Here is a 24,084-nt window from a genome sequence, read left to right as displayed (position 1 = left end):
GATTTGGTCTTTTGCTACTGCCATAAATAAACTCCTTTTCGATAAGAATTGTCATATCTGTAATTCTTACCAAAAAGGAGCCATTTTTTACCAAAGCCACAAAGTTTTTTACACTACCTTCAAGGATATAGCTATTATTGATCCAAAAGCTTTGTGTAGTCATCCATTGCCCATCTGGCAGCGGGTTTGCATCTCGTTCTACATTGCCACGAATGATCCCGTTGTTAAGCCGATATGCAGATCTGGCTGCGTGGGGGCGTATATGTATGATGCGATTATCTTTTTTCCCGGGAAGATCATTGGAGATCCTGCCATCGGGATTCACTGTAAATCGAACTCCCTCTTTGATGATACGCTGGACTTCTTCCCAGCCTTCCCGCACAGTGCCGTCCAGATCCGCGGCAGGCATATTCCAAAGCCTGGCTCCCTTTAATACATATTCTTCTCCTTGACGTCTGTAAACGACAAAAAGAAACTTGGTCTCGGAAAAATACTCGTAAACATCAAAATCTTCCCATTTTTGATCAGCCAGCTCGATAAATTTAAAGGGAGGAAAGGACATGCTCTCACTCATAGCACCGTTTTCCTCAAGCCGGATAGATTTGACAACGATATTGGCTTTGACAAATTCTTCCGCATGATTTCCCTTGATGCCCAGCATGCGATAAGCCAGATCGCTCCATTGGGACTTATTGTTGTTATATTCTCTGTCAAACAGCATACAAAGCTGCCTGTCAGTTTTGCCGGCATAGTGAAAGATCTTCCCGGTGATGATATCTTCAAAGGTCCGGGTTTTTAAAGCCCCTCTGTCTGTGATGATCTTTTCGCAGGGTACAGCATCTCTTAAAACGTATTTGTGAAGGACGTAGTCCATGTAATTGCGTTTGAAACAAAAATTACGTTTCTTTGCGGGAGTATGATCACCGTAATATTGGGGGCGCATGCTTTTGGCGGCAGTTGAACCTTTCGTACAAGCGCCCAGGTATAAGGTGTCGCTTTCAGAGAGCTCGTGGGCTTTTCCGGCCTCTATCTTACCGATTATCTTCTTATAATCCTCGATGATGATAGAAAGGTCATCGGCAGGAGGCGTAAACAAATTTACGTACATGATCTTATACTGCATGCGCGGGATAGTCTTGTCCCTTAAATAATGGATGAGCAAGATACATCGGATCTTTTCCCATACATGACTTTTGTAGAAATCATGTTCAACAGGTTCCTCAAAAGAAATATTGGTAATGGATAGTCTTTCGCCAGCGGTGTACTCGCCGTTCTTTTTTAGATCGATGCAGGTTTGTTTTAGCTCAACGCCGGCTTCCCTGAAATCTGCCTCCTGAACACTGTTTGGTTCATACCCAAAGAAATTTTTTTCCAGGAAATTCCCCAACTGGCCTTTGGCATTTGTGTCTTCAGTCAGTGCCTCTTCGTCATCCGTTTCGGGGTCTGGGTTAAACTCTCTCTTTATCTCAAGGAAAGTCCTGCCTTCTAATTGCCTGGCATAATGTAAGATACTATCCGCAGATGATCTATCATAGTCAAATAACATACAGTCACCTCCATAAGGTCACTCGAAATGAATATCGAGTCTGTGGATCGTCAGAAAAAAACCTATATATGATTATACTTTAATGAGCGCTAAAAGTACATTGGTGTACTGGAAAAAGTAAAGTTGACATGATATCCTATAGAAAATAAAGGCTTTGGACCAAATATGACAGACTTTTAAGGAGACAAGAGAAGAATGGAAGCGGGATCTGGCAATAGATTTGGATCAATGAGTTTTGATGAAGGTGTAACATATATGAAATACTTATGGGCAAATAACACGGATGGACGGCAGAGAAGATTTTCTGTCTTCCCTAATCTCGAAGTCTGTTATCCGGGTGGGAAAAATCCGGGAGACTACCTTCTGTTGGTCTCGGGAAAAGCGTTAAGGCACAGTGTGGTGTGCGTCATTGTGGCAAGTTATGTCCTGAATGGGACGCTTGATGATCATGAAATGCTGGAACTGTTGGAAGAAGTATATGAAGAAGGCTGGCAGCACAAGGCAACAGATCTGCCCCAGATCTGGTTCCTGAAATGTATCCTCTATTGGACAACATTACAAGAGGAGATCAATTATCCACAAAGCAGAGGTCGTTATGAAGGCCGGAGAATGTCTTTTAAAAGATATGCAGAGGCCGTTTTGGCTACAAGGGCTGACTCGAGTGTAACTCTGGACGATGTGATGTGTCGGGCTGATGACTGGAAAAAGGGGCGAGAGTTATTGGATTTCCCTGGCGCACCATCATTTTATTATTAGGATTTAGCGAGGGTTAAAGATGACAAAGGAAACGATCGAGCAGGTATTACAATTCAGAGACGAGAGGAACTGGAAGCAATTTCACAATCCGAAGGATCTGGCGATCTCCATCAGTCTGGAGGCAGCAGAGCTGTTGGAAGTTTTTCAGTGGAGCGCAGAAGATGTCAGGTGTGAGGAGAAAAAAGACAAGATCAGGGAAGAGCTTGCGGATGTGTTGAATTACTGTATCCTGATGGCGGATACCTGTGGGCTGGATATGGATGAGATCATCCAGGAAAAGATAAAGAAGAATGCGGAGAAGTATCCGGTGGAAAAAGCGTACGGACATAAAGAAAAGTATACGGAACTGTGAGGATATGCAAGTAACGATAAAACGTGGGAGATCAATATGCAGTTACCCTATTCGGATATACTGGACATTGCCCATTTTTCCAGATTGTTTGACAACAAGAGCGAGTGCTATAAATTATTCTGGTTTCAGGCAATCGCAGGGAAAATAAAAGAGGGGTGTCATACAATTACATTTGAGGAACTGATCGACGAGATGATTGCAGATGCCTGGTATATGGTTTCAGAATATCGCCTGAATCTGGGACCAAATGATGCCCTGGAACGAGTGGTCCATCGGCTGAGTGAGATCAGTCATATGAAATCCAGTGAGAAGAAAGAGGCAATCCTGAAATATCTTGCGACTTGCGAGGATAAAGAAGTCATAGTTTTGAAACGGACTCTGGCCCAGAATGTTCCGTATCGTCTGCAGGCGCCCTTCATGGCGTCCATGAAGGGAAAGGAGTGGAACAGGAATGGGCGGATTATATTAAACAGAATTATGAAATCATACAGGGCTGGGTGGAATTAAATATGATCCAGTATCTTCAGAGAAGAAATCCCAGTGTTCCGGGGATTGTGGAAAAGCTCTATCCGCCAAGAGAGCGCAATCTGGAAAAAGTAAAAAAGTACTGGAAAATGATCGTTTCCATAAGACCTGTACATGAAATCTATGGAGAAAACCTGTTGAATGCGAAAAATATATCCATTGACCATTTTGTGCCTTGGTCCTATGTGGCTCACGATGAACTTTGGAATCTGACTCCTACCACCCGAAGCATCAACAGCAGCAAAAGCAACAGCCTTCCGGACTGGGACGCCTATTTTCCCGTGCTGTGCAAAAGTGAGTATGTATCCTATGAATTGCTATGGGAATATCCAGAAATACATGAAGCTTTTGAAATATGTGCCAGGGAACATCTGAATAACCCGGAGATCCGACACAGACTGTATCAAAAAGGTCTGTCTGAAAGAGAGTTTTCCGGGCGTCTGGAAGAGGTTATTTTTCCGGTGTATCAGTCGGCCAAGAGTATGGGATTTTCGAATTGGAGCCTGAAGGTATAAGGTTATGGATAAGTATTGTGAAGAAAATGCAAAGTGCTATGCGGAAGAAACCCTTTCTGCCAATCTGTCGGTGCAGTATCAAAGGGTTATTCCTTTGTTAAAAGAGGGTGTAAGGATACTTGATGTGGGGAGTGGCAGTGGGCTTGATGTATGTTATTTCCCGCAGCAGAGATATTAGGTGATCGAGCTGAAGTCGTCAAGAAACCTTTGCCTGGAAATCCGAAAAGTGTTCTCAGGAGAAGTCGTATGTTCTGATATTCAGAGTTATTAGCCAACATAGCGATTTGACGGCATCTGGTCGTGCGCGTCACTGATACATCTGTCGGAAGAGGAAGTGCTTTGCTTCTTTAGAAAGGTGGACCTGTATTTAAATGATAATGGAGTTGTATATATTTCCGGGAAAACCGGAATCCCCACAGGCAAGTCAGCGGATGGATGTTACTTTCTGGAGTTTACTGAACAGCTGGTGGAAAAGACACTGGCGGTCAATGCCAAGTTGAAGATGAAAGAATTGTAGTATGCAGAAGATGTGAGCGGGACAAAAGGGTTTCGGTGGATGAATGTGATTTTTAAGATGATGTAGCGTGATGATGCTCAGAGGTATTGAGTAATTGTGAGAATGTGTGGTATGAAGGCTGATGGGAAGTCTAGAGATTAGCACTCACCTCTTGGCTCGTTTGGGGTGGTTTTGTCCTGTGGCGTCAGAGCCCGTAAAGCCTTATTTTACAAGGTTTTTGCGGGTTCTTACTTTTTGTCTGGAGTCGTCAAAAATCGTCATTTTTTGCGAAAATGGTGTAGTAAATGGTGTAGTAAAACGAGGAGAATCTATAATAAGTTTTGTAAAACAAAAGTTTATAAAAGAACTCTTCAATCAAAATATTTACCAAAAGTTTTCATTTCTAAAATAGTAATTTATGTATGTGTATTCTTGCGTTTATCTTGCTTCCTAAGATGATAATTTGAGATATTATTTTTATGATATCGGAACACTTGTTTTTTTGATTTTTAAAATTAAAGTAGAAATATTTATGGTGTCAACAATCCTTTAAAATAGGAGTTTTTTTGAAATGCTTAAAAATAAAAACGAGTTCGGAACGATAAAGAAACGAATAAAGAGAAAAGAATAAACGATAATGTTTGACAAAAATAAAATGTTTTGATATTATAACAAGTGAGAAAGGAGATGGTTCGATGTTAGAAGGATTCAAACAATACAATATGGCAGTCGGAACTTCTTCTGTGTCAATAACAGACAATGGAATTGCATTCAGTAAAGCTGCAATTATACGAATGGGAAAACCAGAGTATGTTATCTTTATGATCGATGAAGAAGGGAAACGAATCGCAATACAGAAAGCAAAAAAGGACGATGACGGTGCAATTCCGTTCTACTCCGAAAAAAAAATAATTTCTGTGCGTTGGAACAATAAAGAACTGCTGAAAACGATAGCTACAATGATGAATTGGGAACTTTCTGGGAATGTTTATAAAGCTGAGGGGGATTACATTTCATCAGAAGAAGCAATAATTTTTGATTTGAATACAGCAACTCAATCACAATCTAAGTGATATTAGCACTCTTGTGTTGATATACAAAAAGCTTATGGTTGTACCCATAAGCTTTTAATGGAAATAGTGAAATTCATAATTGCTCACTAAAACCTAGACACTTTTAGTATACCATGAATTTCACTTTTTTCAATATTAAAGTGAAAGGGGTGATGATTTCATGGGTAAAATCTATACCGATGAAGACGGATCTAAGTATATCTTAGTGAGATATATCACACGTAATGGTGTACGTATCTATCCTAAGAATGCTAAGGTTTTCAAAATTAAAATTAAATAGAGCAACTAAGCAATAATCGGTTCCGGAAATGGGGAGAGCGATTCATTTCCACACATTTTAAGGAGGTGAAAAAATGGCAGTTCACCACGGTGGAAAAGTCGGCAAAGCAGGAAAAACTCTTGCAAGTAAGAATTCTTCAAAGAGTGCTAAATCTGCAGCTGGCAAGACATTAAATAATCATAAAAATAAATGCCACTAATTAATTGGCAGGAGATGTTACATAAGCTGCATCTCCTGCTTTTTTTGTATAACGATACTTAGCCATCTTGTAATTATGCATTAGCAGATAAAAAAATACAATCTGATATTTTAAACAAAAAATTTGAGAAATCAAATTTTTTGTTTGCACTAGTATTGTAATGTAACGAAAGTGTATGATATGATTATTTAGATTGGAAGAATTAAAAAGCAGAAGTTCACGACCAAATAATAGGAAATTTAGAAATACTATATTGAAGAGGTAAAAAATATGGCAGTTTCATACAATGGATTATGGAAGTTGTTGATTGACAAAAATATGAAAAAAATTGATTTGATAAACCGTATTGCGATCAGTAGTAGTACAGTTGCTAAGATGGCAAATGGGGAATTTGTATCTTTAAAAGTTCTGGAAAAAATTTGTGCGGAACTGGATTGTGATTTCGGAGATATTGTCCATTATGAAAGAGAATCAAAGGATGGTGGACAGTAATGGAATATAGTGCAGGACTTACTTCAAAATTATTTTGGCTACAAGAGTCCAGAAAAACAGCAGGTTATATTCTGGAAGGACTTAGCAAGACAGACATCCGAAAGATTGCCTGGGAGGAAAATATCTATCAAGTGAAAGCAGAATATCGTGCCTATGAGGTGTTGAATGGAACATACCGAAGGGTATCTGCCTTATCGGAGGCAGTATTGCAGACATTTATTACTTGTGATGTAGAAACCGCAAAGATTCTGAATCTGATTGCAATTCTGATGGACAGCAGATTATTTTTTGAGTTTTTACATGAAGTATACGACGAGAAGATCCGGTTAGGCGAAAAAGAGATCACAGACCGGGATCTGAATGTCTTTTTTGCAGATAAGGCAATGCAGAGTGATGTGGTTGCCGGCTGGACAGATACTGCAGTACGGAAGCTGAAACAGTGTTTTACCAGAATGATGTTTGAGGCAGGGTTACTGGAAAGCAGTGCAAAACCTAGGACAATCAAGCCAATTCATATTGATTACCGTATAGAAGAATTACTGACTGCAAATGGGCTTGGAGAATACTTAAAGGCAGTGAAGGGAGTCTAAGGATGGCGAGATTAAGTTTGGAAGAAAGACTGAACCAGATTGAAGATAAAATTTCTGAAAAGTCTTTCTGTGAAAATAAAGGACTTGGAAATGAAGTCGGATATTATGTGTTTGATTATGATCCGAGAGCAGAACTAGAAGTGCGGAATCATATCGCATATTTAAAAGACCGAATCAATAACGGCAATAAAGACTTTAAAATCATAGAATTTGACCTATTTCATACGATGATTCAGGTATTAGAGGAAGAAGGATATCTGGAAGCCTTCTTTGATCTGGAAAAAGATAATGGCTTTTTTGATATGGCTGACAGTCTGGTAGAGACATTAGGACTGGATGAAACGAACGAACTGAACCTGATTATCTCAAAGATTTTACAGGAAGATCTGACAGACAGCGTGATCTTTCTGACAGGAGTTGGAAAATGCCATCCAATCATTGCAAGCCATAATATTTTGAACAATTTACATCAGGTACTGGACAGTGTGCCGGTTGTGATGTTTTATCCTGGAGAATACAGCGGACAGGATCTGAAATTATTTGGAACGATGGATTCCAGAAATTATTACCGGGCATTCCGGCTTGGGTAAAACAAAGGAGAAGAAAAATGCAGATTAAAGAGATGTTTGAGAAACAGATTGACCGTGATATTAAGGGCGTAATCAAAGTAGGTCAGTCTGATGAAGAAAATGTATATCAGGAATTGGACGAATATGTAGTAACAAAAGAACTGTTAAAACATTTCCGTGATTTTTTCGATAACTATGAAAAGGGGATCAATAACAATACGGACAAGATGGGTGTCTGGATCTCCGGTTTCTTTGGAAGTGGTAAATCTCACTTCTTAAAGATTCTTTCTTATCTGTTAAAAAACAGTGTGGTAGAAGGAAAGAGAGCCATCGAGTACTTTACAGACGGAAAGAAAATCGATGATCCGATGCTGATTGCCAAGATGACCAATTCCGGAACCATTTCTTCTGATGTCATGCTCTTTAATATTGATTCCAAAGGATCTGCAAAGGTTGGATCAGGGAAAGAAGCTATCGTAGAAGTATTCATGAAGGTATTCAATGAAATGCAGGGATATTGCGGATCTATTCCATATCTTGCAGAATTTGAACGTCAGCTGGACAACGAAGGCAGATTTGAAGAGTTCAAAGAGAAATTTGAAGAGATTGCAGGGGCACCTTGGGAGAAAAAGAGACAGGCCTTTGCAGTTATTCAGGATAAAATCGTAAAAACAATCGTGGCTATGGATTTCATGAGTGAGGAGGCTGCCCGCAACTGGTGCAAAAATGCCAAGGGAAGCTACGACCTCAGTATTGAAAAGTTCGTATCTCTGGTAAAAGAGTATTGTGAGAAAAAAGGACCGAATCATCATGTAATATTTCTTGTAGATGAGATCGGACAGTACATTGCTGATGACACCCAGTTAATGCTGAATCTGCAGACCATCGTAGAAGATCTGGGAATTGCCTGTAGAGGAAAAGCATGGGTGATTGTTACCAGCCAGGAAGATATTGATTCTATTACAAAGACAAAGGGAAATGACTTCTCCAAGATTCAGGGACGTTTTGATACCAGATTATCCCTGTCTGCATCCAATGTAGATGAGGTTATCCGGAAACGTATTTTGGAGAAAAACGAGATTGCAGAGTCTGCATTGAAGCTGTTATATGAGCAGAAAGAATCTATTATTAAGAATCTGATTACATTTACAGCAGATACTGCAGACAAGAAATTATATACAGATAAAACAGATTTTGCAGATTGCTATCCGTTTATTCCATACCAGTTCAATTTACTTGGACAGGTGTTGACAGCTGTACGTATCCATGGGGCCAGCGGAAAGCATTTATCCGACCAGTCCCGCTCTATGTTAGCGCTGTTCCAGGAGTCTGCGATTCGTTTAAAAGACAGTCAGGAAGGTGTGCTGGTACCGTTCAGCTATTTTTATGATCCGTTACATAAATTCATTGACCATCAGCACAGCCAGGTTATTACCGATGCAGAAGACAATAGCAGACTGGACGAGTTCGATGTAGAACTGCTGAAAGTACTGTTTATGATCAAATACGTCAAAGAGATCAAAGCAAATGTAGATAACCTTACTACGCTGATGATCTCCAATATTGACGATGATCGTATTGAAATCCGTGGAAAGATTGAAGAATCCTTAAAGAAACTGATCCGAGAGACACTGGTACAGAAAAATGGAGAAATCTATATCTTCCTGACCAATGAAGAGCAGGAAATCAATAATGCCATCAATAACGAATCAGTAGAAATGGGTGAGATTATCGGAGAAGCATCTACTGTAATCTTCGAGGAAATCTTTACAGATAAGAAATATCGTTACAGCAGCCGTTATTTATTCCCATTCAACCAGAAGGTAGATGATCGTTATTTCAAGGGAAATCAGTCCAATGATATCGGAGTATCCATCATCACACCATATGGGGAAGATTATCCGGATTCTGCCCTGCGTATGCTTTCCGCACAGGAACATAGTGTGATTGTAAAATTACCGAACGATAGTACCTTCCTGGATGAGATTACCGACTCCATTAAAATCTATAAGTTTTTGAATAAAAATGCTTCTGGTGCAAGAGGAAGCTTTGACAGCATCCGTCGTGCAAAAGAAGATGAACGTATTGAAAAGAAAGATCGTATCCGTATCTTTATTGAGGATGCATTGAAACATGCAGATATCTATGTGAACGGAGATAAGGCAAATATCTCAGCCAAAGAACCGGCAAGCCGTATCAACGAAGCACTTAGCAAGCTGGTAGCCATGCAGTATAACAAGCTGACCTACATGGAGACAGCACCGGAACTCTCTGATATCGCTGCAGTATTCAATGGCAACGATGGACAGCTTTCTTTCCTTGGAACCAGTGATACAACACCGAATAAATTAGCATTGGAAGAAGTGATTCAGGTCATCTGTCTTAACAATGCAAGACATATGAAGACTTCTCTGAAATCTTTGCAGGATAAATTCGGGGCAGCTCCGTATGGTTTTGATTCGAAAGATGTGCAGTGGCTGGTTGCTATGCTCTTTAAGATGGGAAGAGTATCCCTGACCTATAATAGTCAGAGCTTATCTATGCTGTCCAATACAAAAGACGAACTGGTACGTTACCTGACAAAACGCGAATTTGTAGAGAAACTGCTGATTGACATCAGGGAAAGAGCAACAGACGGACAGATCCGTTCCGTAAAAGAAGTATTGAAAGATTATTTTGGTTTCTCCGTATCCAGTGATGATGACGATACTATTATAAGAAACTTTAAGAATAAAGCACAAGATAAGCTGGAAACATTTGGTGAAATCATGATTGAATATCGTGTAAATCCGAAGCTGCCATGCAAATCCTTAATGGAACAGGCGAAGAAGAATCTGGAAGAACTTCTGGCTATCAAAGAGCCGGTAGAGTTCTTTAAAACAGTAGATAAAAAGCGAGATGATCTGTTAGACGATGCAGATGATACTGCACCGGTGTTTGACTTCTTTAAAGGCGGTCAGAAAAAGATCTTCGAAAAAGCATTGGAACAGATCCAGATGTTTGAAAACAGTAAAATCTATGTCCGAGATCAGGAAGTGATTGATAATGTGGCTCAGATGGAAGCTATCGTGACAGCGAAGAATCCATTTGGACAGATTCAGAAACTGCCAGACATGTCTGTGAAATTCGTCCAGCAGTATGGAGCCTTACTGGAAAAAGAAGCAGAAGAAATGCGTCCGATTGTGGATGATGATTTGGAAAAAGTATTACATACGCTGGATGAGAAAGAGTTTGTATCCGTATTCAGGGACAAGTTCGTAAATGCTTTTGCAGAACTGAAACAGAAACTGGATACATCTCATGAGATTGCTGCAGTAAAAAATATCAGACTGGAAAGCGATACATTGAAGCTTCGCTGCATGGATGAGATCACAGAGTATGAAGAAGCACATCGTCCGAAACCGGTACAGCCGGCACCTCCGGTAACACCACCGACAGGTGGCGGTCATACAGAACCACCAAAGCCGGTAACAACGCCAGTGCAGCCAAAGCCAAAGAAACGTAAGAATGTATCCATTAGTAACGTGGCAGGTGCAAGAACTTATTCTATCGAAAATGAGCAGGATATTGACAAGTTCCTGGCAGAGATGAAGCGAAAATTATTACAAGAACTGGAAGAGAATACTATCATTACATTGAGTTAATTATTCCAGTGGGAGGAAATAGTACATGAACAAGAATGTGATAAAGAAATTTGCCATAGAAGCAAGAAAGAAACTGATTGATTCTGTTACAGATAAAGCCGGTATGCTCGGAATTACAGAAAAATCATGCAGTGAACCGATTACCAAGGGAGCAGACTTTGAAGTATACCAGACCGTTGCAGGAACAGAAGTGACATTGAATAAAAGACAGTGTGAGCAGAGAAGAAAACTGGTATCCCAGATTGAATCCCGAGGTTTTGAAGCAGTTGTAGAAGAAGTCGCTTATACCTGGTTCAACCGAATCTGTGCGATCCGTTTTATGGAAGTAAATGATTATCTTCCAAACAGAGTTCGTGTACTCTCCTCTGAAAAAGAAGGAAAGATGGAACCGGATCTTGTAACTCAGGCACCGGATGTAGATTTAGATTTGACTGAACAGGAAAAAGAAGAGGTCATCAATTGGAAAATGAGCGGTACATCTGAAGATACGGATAAAATGTTTGGTAAATTGTTCCTGAAACAGTGTCATCAGTTGCATGATATTCTGCCAGGACTGTTTGAGGCAGATTCGGATTATATGGAATTGCTGTTTGGTATTTCCTACACGAATAAAGATGATGTCATCTATATGTTAGTGAATCCAGAGACAGGTATTCCAGAAGCTGATTTTAATGTATCTACACTGGATGAAGAAGGCAATCCAACTGGACAGGTGGAAATCATTGGATGGCTATATCAGTATTACAATACAGAATTAAAAGATGATACTTTTGCAAAACTGAAAAAGAATGTGAAAATCACAAAAGAGCGAATTCCGGCAGCAACCCAGCTTTTTACACCAGACTGGATTGTTCGCTATATGGTTGAAAACTCTGTGGGAAGAATCTGGATCGAGCATTTGAGGGCAGTAGATCCAAGTACAGACGAGAAAGCAACTGCAGAAAGGTTCGGATGGAAATACTATCTTCCGGAAGCAGAGCAGGAAGATTCTGTTAATGTGAAGCTGGCAGAAATCCGTACTACATACAAGGATCTGAAACCGACAGAGATTACCTGTATTGATCCGTGTATGGGAAGTGGACATATCTTGATTGCTATGTTCGATGTGCTGATGGATATCTATGAAAGTGCCGGATATGACAAAAGAGAAGCAGCATTTAAAATCGTAGAGCATAATATTCATGGACTGGATATTGATCAAAGAGCATATCAGCTGGCGTATTTTGCAGTTATGATGAAAGGACGAGGATATAATAGACGATTCTTGCGTGGAAGAGATGGAAAGCCAGAGCCGAAAGTGTATGCGATTGTAGAGAGTAACGAAATCAATCGGAATCATCTGCAGTTCTTTGGAACACATTTGAGTGAGATGGAAAGAAATCTGGCGGTCATGCAGATAGAAAGATTACTGGATACTTTTAATGATGCTAAAGAGTATGGATCTATTTTGAATGTAGATGCATGTGATTGGGAGGTACTGGAAAGATTTGTAGATGATTTAGGTACAGGTGGACAAATTTCATTTGAAAGTGTGGGGAGTGAGGAGACACAAGAAAGCTTGCGAAAACTGGTAAGAGTGGCACGGAATCTTGGACAGAAATATGATGCTGTGGTGACGAATCCGCCGTATATGGGATCTTCTGGAATGGGAACTAAATTATCGAGATATGTGAAAGACAATTATAACGATAGTAGAAGTGATTTTTTCGCTGTCTTTATTGAAAAATGTAGAAAATTATCTGGAAATAATAGATATTATGCTATGATTACACAGCCGTCCTTTTTATTCTTGAACTCATATGAAAAATTAAGAAAGAAAATTTTAAATGAAGAAACTATATTGAATATGCTCCATATGGGTCGTGGAATATTTGGTATAGATTTTGGTTCTGTAGCATTCTGTATTAAGAATATTAAAATACCTTCTTATGTTGGAAAGTATTATAAATTATATGAAAGAACATTCCAATATATAGATCCTGAAGATATAAGAGATATATTTCTTAATGCAAAACATAATAGAAATTATAAATTTGATTTTTTAAACTATAATTCTAATGCTTCAATAGAAGGAAATTACTATTTGAAGCGGATTGAATATGAAAAAAAACAAGATGAATTTGAAATAATAGAAGGTGCCCCATATGCTTATTGGGCTGATAAAGGGATACAAAAAGCTTTTAAACAAGGTAAGCCATTAGGATGTTTAACAACTGTAAGGAACGGTTTAAAAACAGGTGACAATAATGAATTTTTGCGCTATTGGTGGGAAATTAATTTCAATAATGCAATGATGGATGCTAATTCAGCAGAAGAAGCTATAAAATCAAACAAAAAGTGGTTTCCATACAATAAGGGTGGAGATGCAAGAAAATGGTATGGAAATGAAGAATATGTTATAAATTGGATGAACGGGGGAGAAAGAGTTATAGGAGCCGCAAAAAAGGAAAAGCGAAATGTACAAGACTATCCAGACAGTATGAAATTTGTTCCATCTGGTACATGGTCATTGATAAGTGCCGGAAAACCAACTTTCAGATTAAAAAAACATAACATTTCTGATATTGCGGGTATGTCATTTTATAATGGAAATGAGAATACAGAGTATTATCTTGGATTCTGTAATACAGAATTGGCATGTGAAATATTACAGATGTTAGCTCCAACAATAAATTATCAAGCAGGAGATATTGCAAGATTACCGATTATTATGTCAGAACAGTATTATGAAGAAATAACTAATCTTGTAAAAAAATGTGTTCAGGGAGCAAAAGCTGAATGGGATTCATATGAAACATCCTGGGAGTATGATAGGAATCCTTTGGTTTATCGTGCATTAAATAGTGATGGATTTATAGACAATGCATATAAGGTATGGGATAAAGATTGTACGGAACGAAATAAGTTAGTTCTTAATGCGGAAATAAGGATAAATGAGTTGTTTTCTATAATATATGATGTTGAAGAGAAAAACTTCAATGCGACTAATGTTGAGGTACTTTTAAGAAATGCCGATAAATATACGGATATAAGAAGCTTTGTTTCGTATGCGGTAGGAAATATGTTTGGAAGGTATTCTCTTGACAGAGAAGGATTAGTATATGCAGGCGGAGATATAGATAATATATATTGGAAATGTCAAGGCGTTTCACCATTGGCGAAAGATGGATCGCCTTTGGATGGTTATACCGGGGTAAGTTTGGCAGAGTATAATTATGGATATTTCCGAGATGATGAAGATTGGAGAAAAGCAACACGTTTGAGTTATAGTGTTGATTATGATAATGTGATTCCAATTACAGATGAAGAATATTTTTCAGATGATATCGTGGCACGTTTTGTAGAATTTGTCAAAATAGTATACGGTTCAGATACCTTGGAAGAGAACCTTGACTTTATCGCAAATGCATTAGGCAATAAAGGTGACACATCCAGAGAAGTCATCCGCAACTACTTTTTGAAGGATTTTTATACAGATCATCTGAAAGTATATCAGAAGAGACCGATTTACTGGTTATTTGACAGTGGAAAGCAAAATGGATTTAAAGCACTGATTTACATGCACCGTTATGATGCGGATACTGTTGGACGTGTAAGAACAGATTATTTACATCGAGCACAGAAATATGTAGAGACAGCTATGCATAGTGCTCAGTATACCATTGACAATGCATCATCAGCTTCAGAAAAATCTAAGGCAACCAAAGCAGTGACGAAATATACAAAGCAGCTTGCAGAAATGAAGATTTATGATGAAGCAATTGCTCATATTGCAAATAAGAGAATTCAGATTGATCTGGATGATGGCGTGAAAGTAAATTATGAGAAATTCCAGGGAGTGGAAGTTGCCCAAGAGGGGAAGAAAGCTTTAAAAGTGGATCTTCTGGCAAAACTAAAATAGAAAGTGGGAAGATATAGATGGATTTATTAAATATACAAGATCAGTTGAATACAGAGTTTTCCAAGGAAGAGACTCGTATTATATTTTGGTTTGATGATAAAGGAGAATATGAAGACGAAGTATCTGAGTTACAGTTGGATAATGCAAAATTACATATTCTGGATGGAAGTAACTGGTTGTATTCAAAATGGTTATTGAATGAATCAGATACAAAGAACAAATATCTTGTATATGCACCATTTCCAAAACCAAGTGATGCTGAGAATCCATTAGCTGATATGTATTATTACTCGGTTCCGTACTACACGGACCGAGTCTCCCAGATGTCACAGGAGATTGGAATTGATAACCGGTTTAAAGAACATCTGGCACAGTACAGCAACTTCTGGAAGAATAAGAAGCGTATTGAGAAGTTTAAAGAACTCGGCATAGACCATTTCAATGTAGAAACCATTGATATTGGTCTTATTGCTGTGCTTACAGATGTAAAGACTCCGAATTTTGAAGAAATTACAAGACAGTTATTATTAAACGATAGTGATGCATACATGAAAGCACTTGAGGATAACGGACTTTTGGAAAAGTTCTGGGAGTTAAGTGAGAAATATTTTGGATATCAGTCTGAAAATCCAAACGTAGATGATCTGGCAGCATGTATGCTCTTGACTTATGCATCAGTAGCGCTGAAAGATACATTGCCAGCTGTTCTGAAATCTTATGTATTGAAAAAGAAGAATGATGTGGTCGTATTTGTCCGAAATTTGATGGATAATGTACTTTATCAGGATGATTATGATGCATTATCAGAAAAAGTGGATAAGACATTGCGAGTAGTGAGCAAAATCCGAGATGAGCTGAAACAAGATGTAGGCAAAGTAAAAGATCAGTCTGCACAGCTTTTGGATATTGCAAATTGTGATGCGTTCAGAGAATTGGATAATATCTTAATTGACTGGGCACTGGATCAGTTGAATGATGAGATCCTGGATGCTCAGATTGATGGCATGAACCTTGCTCAGATTGCAGAGCAGAGAACAGTAAAGTCCTGCCATTTTGGAAATGTATATAAAAACGAATATCAGGCAATCAAATATGCTTATCAGATGATGAAAGCGGTATCTGTTTTGGAAGTAACCAGTGATATCAAGGCTATGGTGGCAGATTATCAGAAACAGATATATTTGATTGATTCTTATTATAGATGGTTTTACAGTGCCTATGATTGTATTGAAGATGCAGAGAGATTTTCAAAGGTAAGAGAGCGCATTGAGAATATGTATTCCTTTACTTATCTGCAGAAAGTAACACCGAAGTGGAATCAGGAACTGACAGATAATTTAATGGCAGATACCGGATTAAAACGTCAGGAAGACTTTTATCGGAACTATCTGAAGGAGTATGAAGGAAAGAACCGTGTTATCGTTATTATTTCTGATGCTTTTCGGTATGAATGTGCAAAAGAATTGATGGAACGATTGGAACTGGATGAAAAATGTACTCCTAAATTGGAGTGTACGATAAGTAGCCTTCCTTCTGTAACATCAGTGGGAATGGCAAGCCTTTTACCTCACAATGAGTTACGGGTAGATGATAAATTAAATGTTACAGTAGATGGACAGAGCTGTGTTGATTTGGTATCAAGGGATAAGATATTAAAGGCACAGAATAAAAATAATGTTGCTTTAGCATTTGATGAAGTGGCAAGTGCCAATAAAGAGAAAATCCGCGAGTTGTTGCAGAAGAAGAATATCGTATACATTTATCATAATCAGGTGGATGCTCGTGGGGATAAACCTGCCAGTGAAAATGAAGTATTTACAGCTTGCTCCGAAGCAATCGAAGAGATTCATAAGTTGATCAAGAAACTGACTGGCTATATATCAGCACCTAAATTCTTTATTACAGCAGATCATGGCTTCCTGTATAAGAGAGACAAGTTGCAAGAATTTGACAAAGTATCATATGACCGGGAGATCTGTGCATATTCCAACAAACGATTCTTGCTTACTACACAGGAAGTTAAAGAGCCAGGAATGAAGTCCAGATTGATGACATATATGAATAATTTATATGTGACAACACCGATTGGAGCAGACATTTTCAAGGTAGCCGGTGGAGGACAGAACTATGTACATGGAGGTTCTTCACTTCAGGAAATGCTGATTCCGGTTATTGAATTGACAACGAATACCAGAGCAGTTGCTTATGATTATGTAGATGTGATTCTGACTTCCGTGAATCGAAAGGTAACAAATCTAATCACTTACTTTGATTTCATTCAGACAGAGAAAGTGGCAGATACCATGAAGGCGAGAAGCTTGGTGGCATATTTTATGACAGAAGATGGAGAAAAGATATCTTTTGACGTACCGATTGTTGCGAACAGTAGAGATGACGCACCGGAGAAGCGAACATTCCATGAGAAATTCACATTGAAGTCCAGAGAATATAAGTATGGTGATAAGTATTATCTGGTGCTGGCAGATGCGAATGATGAGAAGAATATTCTGCAACAGTATGAATTTATGATCGATATTGCATTTGTGGATGATTTTGGTTTTTAAAACAATATAGGAAGGACGGTAGAAGTATATGGATAAGCTTTGGACATTGCATGTTGAAAATTTTGGAAAAATTGCTGAGGCAGATGTTAGTATTTCGCCATTAATGTGCTTTGTTGGGGATAATAATAGTGGAAAAAGTTATCTTATGAGTCTGCTATGGGGAGTATTAACATTAGGCAAGGATATTTTTCCGAAAATGCCATCAGAGGCAAAAACATATAAAAGATGTGAAAATTGGTTAAGAGAAAGCCTAAATAAGAATAGAGAACTTACAGAAGAAGACCTAGATATGTATGTATCTTGGTTTAATGAATTGCTTTTTAATAATAAAAAAAATCTATTAAAAAGAATATTTAGTTATAATGTGGAAGCTGAAAAAATTGAAATTAAGAATTATAAGCGAAACAACAAAATTGAAATTAAATGGGAAGATCATGCAGAAAGATACTCAGTTGCACAGACATATTTGAAATTTCCAAAACAGGAAACATATAGCAGAGAACAACTTCTTAGAATGAACGCTTATATCTGTTGGAACATTTTGATGTATGGAATAGCAGAGCCTTTATATACACCAGTTGTTAAAGGAAGACGTATGGGTGAACCAGTATATCTTCCTGCCTCACGCACTGGTTTTATGTTGACATATTCTCAGTTGATTGAAAATTCATTACAGGTAAGCTATGCACCTACTATGGAGGAAAACACTAGTATTTTAACGCTTCCATATATTGATTTCCTTCAATTGATTACTAAATTTGAAACAAAAAATAAGCTTACCAAGAAAAATGAAGCAATTGTTCAGTTTATCGAAGAATATATGACAAAAGGTAATGTTACTACTAAAAAAGACATAATGCCTGTTATAAAATATCGTCCAAATGGAATGACAAAAGAAATACCATTATATTTAGCATCTTCGATAGTAACAGAGATTTCACCATTATTATTATTATTTAAATCAGATATTAACTTTAAGACGCTTATAATCGAAGAACCAGAAGCACATTTACATCCGGAATTACAACAGACAATGGCGAGATTAATAATTAACATTGTTAATTCAGGTATACCAGTATGGCTGACAACGCATAGCGATACGATTTTACAACATGTTAATAATATGTTAAAGCTGAAAAAACATCCGCAATGCACTGAATTAATGAGTGAATATAATTATGATAAAAAAGATTTATTGGATAGCCAAGATGTTTCAATGTATCAGTTCGTTCATATGAAATCAAATAAGTCAAAACTTGAAAAACTGGAATGTACTAAATATGGATTTGTTGTTCCAACATTTAACAATGCGTTAGATAAAATAGTTCGAGAAGTTTATGCCTTCCAGGAGGATTAATATGTATACGAAAAGAGTACAATATGCCATTGATAATTTTATAATGGAACAATATTTTTGGGATATGCGGCATAATTATCATTTGAAAGAAGAGAAAGATTCCGGGAAGAGCGATTTAGATGTGACTATTAAAAATGATAATTTATGCATTTACAATTTTGATGATAAAAAGAAATGTAACTTTCTTAGACCAGATAAGAAAAGAGGCATGCAAAAGAGTGTAGATCATATTTTGTTTGAACAAGTGGATGACGGGTGGCGTCTTCATTTGATAGAAATGAAAAGCAGTGTTGGATATAATACATGGCTTGAGTCGATAAAACCTAAAGTACGAACAAGTTATTTGACTTCATTAGCAATTGCTGATTTTCTTGGTATTAAGATAATAGATATTGTAGCGTACACAACATATGATGAAGAAAAATTTTCAGCCAACAGTAACAAAACTAATCCAAGAGCTTTTGTTCCAAGCTTGGGAAAAAAGGCACGAGACCCTGTTAAAGATGAGTGGGAGAAGGATCAACTGTTTTTAGAACTTGGTGAAGAATTTAAAATTGTACATAAAAGAATTAAGATGAATAAGGACGAAAAAACTGGAGTATTATTGGGAAAATTGGTGATATCCTAATATGATAAGAGGTAGGTTATGGACGAATTCAGCAACACACAGGAAAATAAAACCGAAGATAAGAGAGAAGAAATAAAGCAAAAGCTCCGTCAATACTATGATGGTCGTATTGTCCGGAAGGATTTAACAAAGTCTATCCGTGAAGGAGCCAATGTTCCGGTCTATGTACTGGAATATCTCCTTGGACAGTACTGTAATTCTGATGATGACGAAATCATTGAAGAGGGAGTAGAAAATGTAAAGCGTATTTTGAGAGATAACTATGTGCGTCCGGATGAGGCGCAGAAGATTCTCTCTCTTTTGCGTGAAAGAGGAAGTTACACAGTGATTGACCGAATTACGGTTGTGTTAAATACAAAGGAAGACCGCTATGAGGCTATGTTCTCCAATCTGGGCGTAAAGGGAATTACAATTCATCCGGATTATGTGAAGGAGTATGACCGTCTGCTTTGTGGTGGTATTTGGTGTATATTGCAGATGGAGTATGAGTTTATCGAAGAAGATAAGAAGAATACACCGCCGATTCGTATCCGAAAGCTAACACCAATCCAGATGCCACATGTGGATATGGATGAAGTAAGAAATGGAAGAAAAGCCTTTACCAAAGAAGAATGGATGGATATTTTGCTTCGTTCTACAGGTCTGGAGCCGGATCGTTTCAGCGAGAGAGCGAAGTGGTTGCTGATTGCGCGTATGATTCCGCTAGTAGAGAATAACTTTAACCTTTGTGAGTTGGGACCACGTTCTACAGGTAAATCATACATATATGAGCAGATCTCACCGAACAGTATATTGGTTGCAGGTGGACAGACAACAGTTGCTAATCTTTTTTATAACATGTCCAATCATACAGTAGGTCTTGTTGGTATGTGGGATTGTGTTGCTTTTGACGAGGTTGCCGGTATTAAGTTCAAAGATAAAGACGGTATTCAGATTATGAAAGGATACATGGCATCCGGAGCATTTTCACGAGGAAAGGCAGAGATTCAGGCAAAGGCTTCTATGGTGTTCGTAGGAAATATCAACCAGAGTGTAGATACCCTTTTGAAGACTTCCAGTTTATTTGATCCATTTCCACCGGAAATGGGAACAGATACAGCGTTCCTGGATCGTATGCATTGCTATATTCCAGGTTGGGAGATTCCCAAATACAGACCAGATTCCTTTACCAACGATTATGGATTTATCACAGATTATCTGTCAGAGTTTATGCGTGAATTGCGTAAGGACAGCTATAGTGATCTGATGGACAAGTATTTCCGACTTGGAAATAATCTGAACCAGCGTGATACCATTGCTGTCCGTAAGATGATTTCTGGATTTACAAAGTTACTTTATCCGGACGGCGAGGTAACAAAAGAAGAGTTACGTGAGATTGTGGAGATTTCACTGGAACTCCGCCGCAGAGTAAAAGAACAGTTGAAAAAGATCGGTGGTATGGAGTTCTATGATGTGAATTTCTCTTATACAGATAATGACAGTTTTGAAGAGTATTATGTTTCTGTTCCAGAGCAGGGCGGCGGAAAGCTGATTCCAGAGGGAATGGGAAAACCAGGATCTGTCTATACCGTTTCGAAATCAAAGACAGGAATGCTCGGCTGTTATATGTTGGAAACACAGATGATGCCTGGAAATGGAAAGCTGATTTGTACTGGTATTGGATCAGGAAAAGAGCCGAAAGAAGCAACAAATACAGCATTTAATTACCTGAAAGCCAATGGGAACCGAATTTCCGGTCAGATTAGTACCACAACAAAGGATTATATTATCAACTATCAAGATATGCAGGGCATTGGAATGACAGGAAATCTGGCATTGCCGACACTGATTGCAATCTGTTCCGCAGCACTTGGAAAGACACCATTGAGTAGCCTTGCGATTCTTGGTGAAATCAGTATCGGAGGCACTCTGATTAAGGTGGATGAACTGGCAAGTACCCTGCAAGTATGCTTGGATAGTGGAGCGAAGAAAGTATTGCTTCCAATTACTTCTGCAGGAGATTTGGGAACTGTACCATCGGATTTAGTAGGTGCATTTAGCTTAATTTTCTATTCTTCGGCAGAAGAAGCAGTATTTAAGACACTTGGTGTGGAATAAGAATTGAGCGCAGTACAAAAGCAGATATGAAGGTGATGAATTGTTTTTGAACAGAATTTTGAAGAGATGTTGTGGTAACATCAGGCATCTCTGGATGATAGAAAGACATTTACTGCATTTGATAAAAGACTAATTTCCAGATCTGGCTAAGAATGTTAATTTATTGTTGATGGCATATAATATGGGTATTGCACAGGATATCCAAAGGGCATCCTATATCAATAACACCTTTGCTTTTCAATATGTGAAGTAGCTTATGGATGATTTTGGTATGAGCCGTGTTAATGCAGACGGCATTATATCGGTATGGTATTCCTGCTATGGAGGAAAAGTATGAGTAAATATGATGAATCAAATATAAACAATATAATAAAACCAATAAATATTTCAGGGGTAAGTGCAGCATTATCACAGTTTGCAGGAATATATGATTCAAAGATGATGAAAGAAATTTCAGGTATTGCAAGGAATCCTATATTGACAGAAACTCAGAAAATGCTTGGTAGCTATAATAAAATGCGTAAATTGCATATGGAATCATTTAGTATGATGGGAAACTTAATGGCAAATCAGACTGCATGGATGAAGGACTATGATTTTTCAGGACTCAAAAGTTTCACAGAGAATATGAGCAACTCATTAGGAGTAAACACTCATAATATTGATGGAGCTATTAGAGTACTGAATGAAATGATAGAACCATTAAAGATATCTGCGGACTTTTTGAAGATAAGTGGAATATCAGCAAGTATTTCAGGTTTATCGACAATACTGCAGGAAGCTGGTAGTAGCTCTCTTATTTCTCAAATTTTGAAAAACAATTCTACATTTTCTGCATTATCGCAAAAAGCATTGGAAGATGTAAATATAAATTTGTTGGGAAGAGTTACAGATCAAGTTTTTTCAGAGGTCGAGGAATGGGATATTGATACAGTGTCGGAAACTATTGCAACGGAATATGAAAAAGTAACAGACATTCCTTTAAATAAAGAAAATCAAGATTTACCAGTAACAGAAAAGCGAAAGATAGATGCAAAAGACATACGAGAATGGCTAGGTTTTATTATTATGCTCATATCTTTTTTTTGGGAAATTATGAATTCATCACCAACAACGATAAATAATTATAATTATACGCAACAGGTCAACAATTATTATGTTGTTGGTTTTGGATATGATGCAAAAGAGCTCAATGCGACGAAATATAGAATTGTTAATAGAGAATCTATTGTACGTCTGAAGCATGATTGTCATTCAATTGTAATTGAAAAACTTGAGGAAGGGCAAATCGTTAGAATTAGAGATAAATATAAAAAATGGAGACAGATTATTTGGGAGAATGAAGATGGTGAAGAATGTATGGGCTGGATTCAAAATTATAAATTAACTGAGTTTAAAATGCCAAGAAATAAATGACGATTATATATTAGTATGACGAAATAAAATCTATAAATGAAAAGGAAACTGCGAATAGCTGCCGGAAAATCTGGTGGCTATTTTTTATAACAGAAATCTATGAATTAAAATCTGGCATCCGGTCAAAAAAGACGGGATGTTTTTTTATGCACTTTATTAAAACTTTGTCTCCACACACTGTATAATTCACGAATTTCCTTTCTATAAGTGAGGGGAAATCTTTTTTGAAGCAGAAAATTAAAAGATTTTTCGAATCTCCTTGTATTTCTGCCTATGACGATTGGGTTAAGTGAGGGGATCTTTAAAGAATAAAAAGATAAGAGCGGATCTGATCGAAAAGAATGAAATGATTTCTTTTTGCCGTTGTATAATAGCCACTCCCGGTTACGTTAAGTGAGGGGGTAGATATTATAGAGCAAGATCCACCCCGTAATACACTATCGTGTTTTCCAGTGTAGGGCTCTTGCTTGGGATTTCGATTCCCCATACCCTCGATGATCTGCCGATCTGGCAGATATTGGCGTCCACTGGAAAGTGGGACGCAGCACAAAAGGTAGATTCCGGCAGGACTGCCGGTTCTCCCATTTGTGATGTTACTGAAGTAACAGAAAAGAGAAAAAAGGAGGAGCCATGAGAAAAAAGAGATTAGAACGGGAACTGAACTATCCGCATTTTGTCGGAGTCCGGCTGTCGGATATTGAACTGGAACTTCTGGACAGGAAGGCAGAGATCCTGGGGGTGTCCAGATCCGAATGCCTGCGGAAACTTTTGGTGGAAAAGGAAATCGTGCATCGGGTAGAAGTGGTCGCCGATATGGAAGAACTCCGAAGGTTGGTAGGCGAGTATGGAAAGATTGGTGTGAATCTGAATCAGATTACACGGTACTTCAATACGGGCGGGGATCGTTCGCTGGCTATGGAGGATGAAATCCGTCACTGTATCGCGGAATTATTTGCACTCAGGGAAGAAGTGTTGAAGATGGCAGGGGATTTTGAACGGGATTATCGGGGCGGTTAAAGTAGTCCAGATGAATTGTTCTAAAACGATACCGAAACACGACCAAACAGCGTTTTCTGCCGTCAGA

19 protein-coding genes are annotated in these 24,084 nt (G+C 38.1%); 18 read left to right on the top strand and 1 reads right to left on the bottom strand.

The genetic code is table 11. From position 1 onward, the window contains the following. Positions 1 to 1,546: Sau3AI family type II restriction endonuclease (locus tag B5E62_RS14595; protein WP_087175256.1), on the bottom strand; the 1,546-nt coding region annotated here is incomplete at its 3' end. 228 nt (positions 1,547 to 1,774) lie between these two features. Between B5E62_RS14595 and B5E62_RS14590 the strand changes: the two genes are divergently transcribed. The 18 genes from B5E62_RS14590 (at position 1,775) to B5E62_RS14510 (ending at position 24,017) form a co-directional block, all read left to right on the top strand. After that, positions 1,775 to 2,302 (top strand): hypothetical protein, encoded by a 528-nt coding sequence (locus tag B5E62_RS14590; RefSeq protein ID WP_162610321.1) that lies wholly within the window; start codon positions 1,775 to 1,777, stop codon positions 2,300 to 2,302. Positions 2,303 to 2,321: 19 nt separating this feature from the next. Continuing rightward, positions 2,322 to 2,654 carry a nucleotide pyrophosphohydrolase gene (locus tag B5E62_RS14585; protein WP_087175254.1) on the top strand — a complete coding sequence of 111 codons (333 nt, stop codon included), beginning with the start codon at positions 2,322 to 2,324 and terminating at the stop codon, positions 2,652 to 2,654. 36 nt (positions 2,655 to 2,690) lie between these two features. After that, positions 2,691 to 3,161 (top strand): hypothetical protein, encoded by a 471-nt coding sequence (locus tag B5E62_RS14580; RefSeq protein ID WP_087175253.1) that lies wholly within the window; start codon positions 2,691 to 2,693, stop codon positions 3,159 to 3,161. 2 nt (positions 3,162 to 3,163) lie between these two features. After that, complete coding sequence (locus B5E62_RS14575) at positions 3,164 to 3,694, top strand: HNH endonuclease domain-containing protein (protein ID WP_242957966.1); 531 nt, start codon at positions 3,164 to 3,166, stop codon at positions 3,692 to 3,694. A 355-nt stretch (positions 3,695 to 4,049) separates the two neighbouring features. Further along, positions 4,050 to 4,211 carry a hypothetical protein gene (locus tag B5E62_RS17330; RefSeq protein WP_242957964.1) on the top strand — a complete coding sequence of 54 codons (162 nt, stop codon included), beginning with the start codon at positions 4,050 to 4,052 and terminating at the stop codon, positions 4,209 to 4,211. Between the two features lie 674 nt (positions 4,212 to 4,885). After that, the gene (locus tag B5E62_RS14565; protein ID WP_087175251.1) at positions 4,886 to 5,263 is read left to right on the top strand and encodes a hypothetical protein; all 378 of its coding nucleotides are present in this window, start codon (positions 4,886 to 4,888) and stop codon (positions 5,261 to 5,263) included. Positions 5,264 to 5,616: 353 nt separating this feature from the next. Continuing rightward, positions 5,617 to 5,742, top strand: a complete 126-nt coding sequence (locus B5E62_RS17445; RefSeq protein WP_275532594.1) for a hypothetical protein — start codon at positions 5,617 to 5,619, stop codon at positions 5,740 to 5,742. A 270-nt stretch (positions 5,743 to 6,012) separates the two neighbouring features. Beyond that, a complete protein-coding gene (locus B5E62_RS14560) occupies positions 6,013 to 6,234 on the top strand; it encodes a helix-turn-helix domain-containing protein (RefSeq protein WP_087175250.1) in 222 nt (73 codons plus the stop codon). Then, the gene (locus tag B5E62_RS14555) at positions 6,234 to 6,824 is read left to right on the top strand and encodes a DUF1819 family protein (protein WP_087175249.1); all 591 of its coding nucleotides are present in this window, start codon (positions 6,234 to 6,236) and stop codon (positions 6,822 to 6,824) included. The genes B5E62_RS14560 and B5E62_RS14555 overlap by 1 nt, the downstream gene beginning before the upstream one ends. 2 nt (positions 6,825 to 6,826) lie before the next feature. Further along, a complete protein-coding gene (locus B5E62_RS14550; RefSeq protein WP_087175248.1) occupies positions 6,827 to 7,414 on the top strand; it encodes a DUF1788 domain-containing protein in 588 nt (195 codons plus the stop codon). 17 nt (positions 7,415 to 7,431) lie between these two features. Further along, positions 7,432 to 11,037, top strand: a complete 3,606-nt coding sequence (brxC, locus tag B5E62_RS14545; protein ID WP_087175247.1) for a BREX system P-loop protein BrxC — start codon at positions 7,432 to 7,434, stop codon at positions 11,035 to 11,037. A gap of 25 nt (positions 11,038 to 11,062) precedes the next feature. Then, positions 11,063 to 14,938, top strand: a complete 3,876-nt coding sequence (gene pglX / locus B5E62_RS14540; protein ID WP_087175246.1) for a BREX-1 system adenine-specific DNA-methyltransferase PglX — start codon at positions 11,063 to 11,065, stop codon at positions 14,936 to 14,938. A 17-nt stretch (positions 14,939 to 14,955) separates the two neighbouring features. After that, positions 14,956 to 17,502 carry a BREX-1 system phosphatase PglZ type A gene (gene pglZ, locus B5E62_RS14535; RefSeq protein ID WP_087175245.1) on the top strand — a complete coding sequence of 849 codons (2,547 nt, stop codon included), beginning with the start codon at positions 14,956 to 14,958 and terminating at the stop codon, positions 17,500 to 17,502. A gap of 28 nt (positions 17,503 to 17,530) precedes the next feature. Beyond that, positions 17,531 to 18,859, top strand: coding sequence for an AAA family ATPase (locus B5E62_RS14530; protein WP_087175244.1), 1,329 nt, complete (start codon positions 17,531 to 17,533; stop codon positions 18,857 to 18,859). 1 nt (position 18,860) lies between these two features. Further along, positions 18,861 to 19,487, top strand: coding sequence for a hypothetical protein (locus tag B5E62_RS14525; RefSeq protein WP_087175243.1), 627 nt, complete (start codon positions 18,861 to 18,863; stop codon positions 19,485 to 19,487). 18 nt (positions 19,488 to 19,505) lie between these two features. Continuing rightward, positions 19,506 to 21,584, top strand: coding sequence for a protease Lon-related BREX system protein BrxL (gene brxL, locus B5E62_RS14520; RefSeq protein WP_087175242.1), 2,079 nt, complete (start codon positions 19,506 to 19,508; stop codon positions 21,582 to 21,584). A 333-nt stretch (positions 21,585 to 21,917) separates the two neighbouring features. Further along, complete coding sequence (locus tag B5E62_RS17325) at positions 21,918 to 23,000, top strand: hypothetical protein (RefSeq protein WP_242957962.1); 1,083 nt, start codon at positions 21,918 to 21,920, stop codon at positions 22,998 to 23,000. Positions 23,001 to 23,630: 630 nt separating this feature from the next. Further along, complete coding sequence (locus B5E62_RS14510; protein WP_087175241.1) at positions 23,631 to 24,017, top strand: plasmid mobilization protein; 387 nt, start codon at positions 23,631 to 23,633, stop codon at positions 24,015 to 24,017. Positions 24,018 to 24,084 lie beyond the last annotated feature (67 nt).

Source organism: Lachnoclostridium sp. An118, from assembly GCF_002160985.1.
Taxonomy (GTDB): Bacteria; Bacillota; Clostridia; order Lachnospirales; family Lachnospiraceae; genus Claveliimonas; species Claveliimonas stercoravium.
Note: the sequence above shows the minus strand (reverse complement) of the source record. Positions and strands in the feature narration are given on the sequence as shown.

Bases quoted from the DNA above. Each gene is read 5' to 3' on its own strand.
- brxC (WP_087175247.1), top strand. From the start codon at position 7,432: ATGCAGATTAAAGAGATGTTTGAGAAACAGATTGACCGTGATATTAAG.
- pglX (WP_087175246.1), top strand. From the start codon at position 11,063: ATGAACAAGAATGTGATAAAGAAATTTGCCATAGAAGCAAGAAAGAAA.
- B5E62_RS14530 (WP_087175244.1), top strand. From the start codon at position 17,531: ATGGATAAGCTTTGGACATTGCATGTTGAAAATTTTGGAAAAATTGCT.
- B5E62_RS14575 (WP_242957966.1), top strand. From the start codon at position 3,164: ATGATCCAGTATCTTCAGAGAAGAAATCCCAGTGTTCCGGGGATTGTG.
- B5E62_RS14555 (WP_087175249.1), top strand. From the start codon at position 6,234: ATGGAATATAGTGCAGGACTTACTTCAAAATTATTTTGGCTACAAGAG.
- B5E62_RS14550 (WP_087175248.1), top strand. From the start codon at position 6,827: ATGGCGAGATTAAGTTTGGAAGAAAGACTGAACCAGATTGAAGATAAA.
- B5E62_RS14580 (WP_087175253.1), top strand. From the start codon at position 2,691: ATGCAGTTACCCTATTCGGATATACTGGACATTGCCCATTTTTCCAGA.
- pglZ (WP_087175245.1), top strand. From the start codon at position 14,956: ATGGATTTATTAAATATACAAGATCAGTTGAATACAGAGTTTTCCAAG.
- B5E62_RS14565 (WP_087175251.1), top strand. From the start codon at position 4,886: ATGTTAGAAGGATTCAAACAATACAATATGGCAGTCGGAACTTCTTCT.
- B5E62_RS14525 (WP_087175243.1), top strand. From the start codon at position 18,861: ATGTATACGAAAAGAGTACAATATGCCATTGATAATTTTATAATGGAA.
- B5E62_RS14590 (WP_162610321.1), top strand. From the start codon at position 1,775: ATGAGTTTTGATGAAGGTGTAACATATATGAAATACTTATGGGCAAAT.
- B5E62_RS14560 (WP_087175250.1), top strand. From the start codon at position 6,013: ATGGCAGTTTCATACAATGGATTATGGAAGTTGTTGATTGACAAAAAT.
- B5E62_RS17325 (WP_242957962.1), top strand. From the start codon at position 21,918: ATGAGTAAATATGATGAATCAAATATAAACAATATAATAAAACCAATA.
- brxL (WP_087175242.1), top strand. From the start codon at position 19,506: ATGGACGAATTCAGCAACACACAGGAAAATAAAACCGAAGATAAGAGA.
- B5E62_RS14510 (WP_087175241.1), top strand. From the start codon at position 23,631: ATGAGAAAAAAGAGATTAGAACGGGAACTGAACTATCCGCATTTTGTC.
- B5E62_RS14585 (WP_087175254.1), top strand. From the start codon at position 2,322: ATGACAAAGGAAACGATCGAGCAGGTATTACAATTCAGAGACGAGAGG.
- B5E62_RS17445 (WP_275532594.1), top strand. From the start codon at position 5,617: ATGGCAGTTCACCACGGTGGAAAAGTCGGCAAAGCAGGAAAAACTCTT.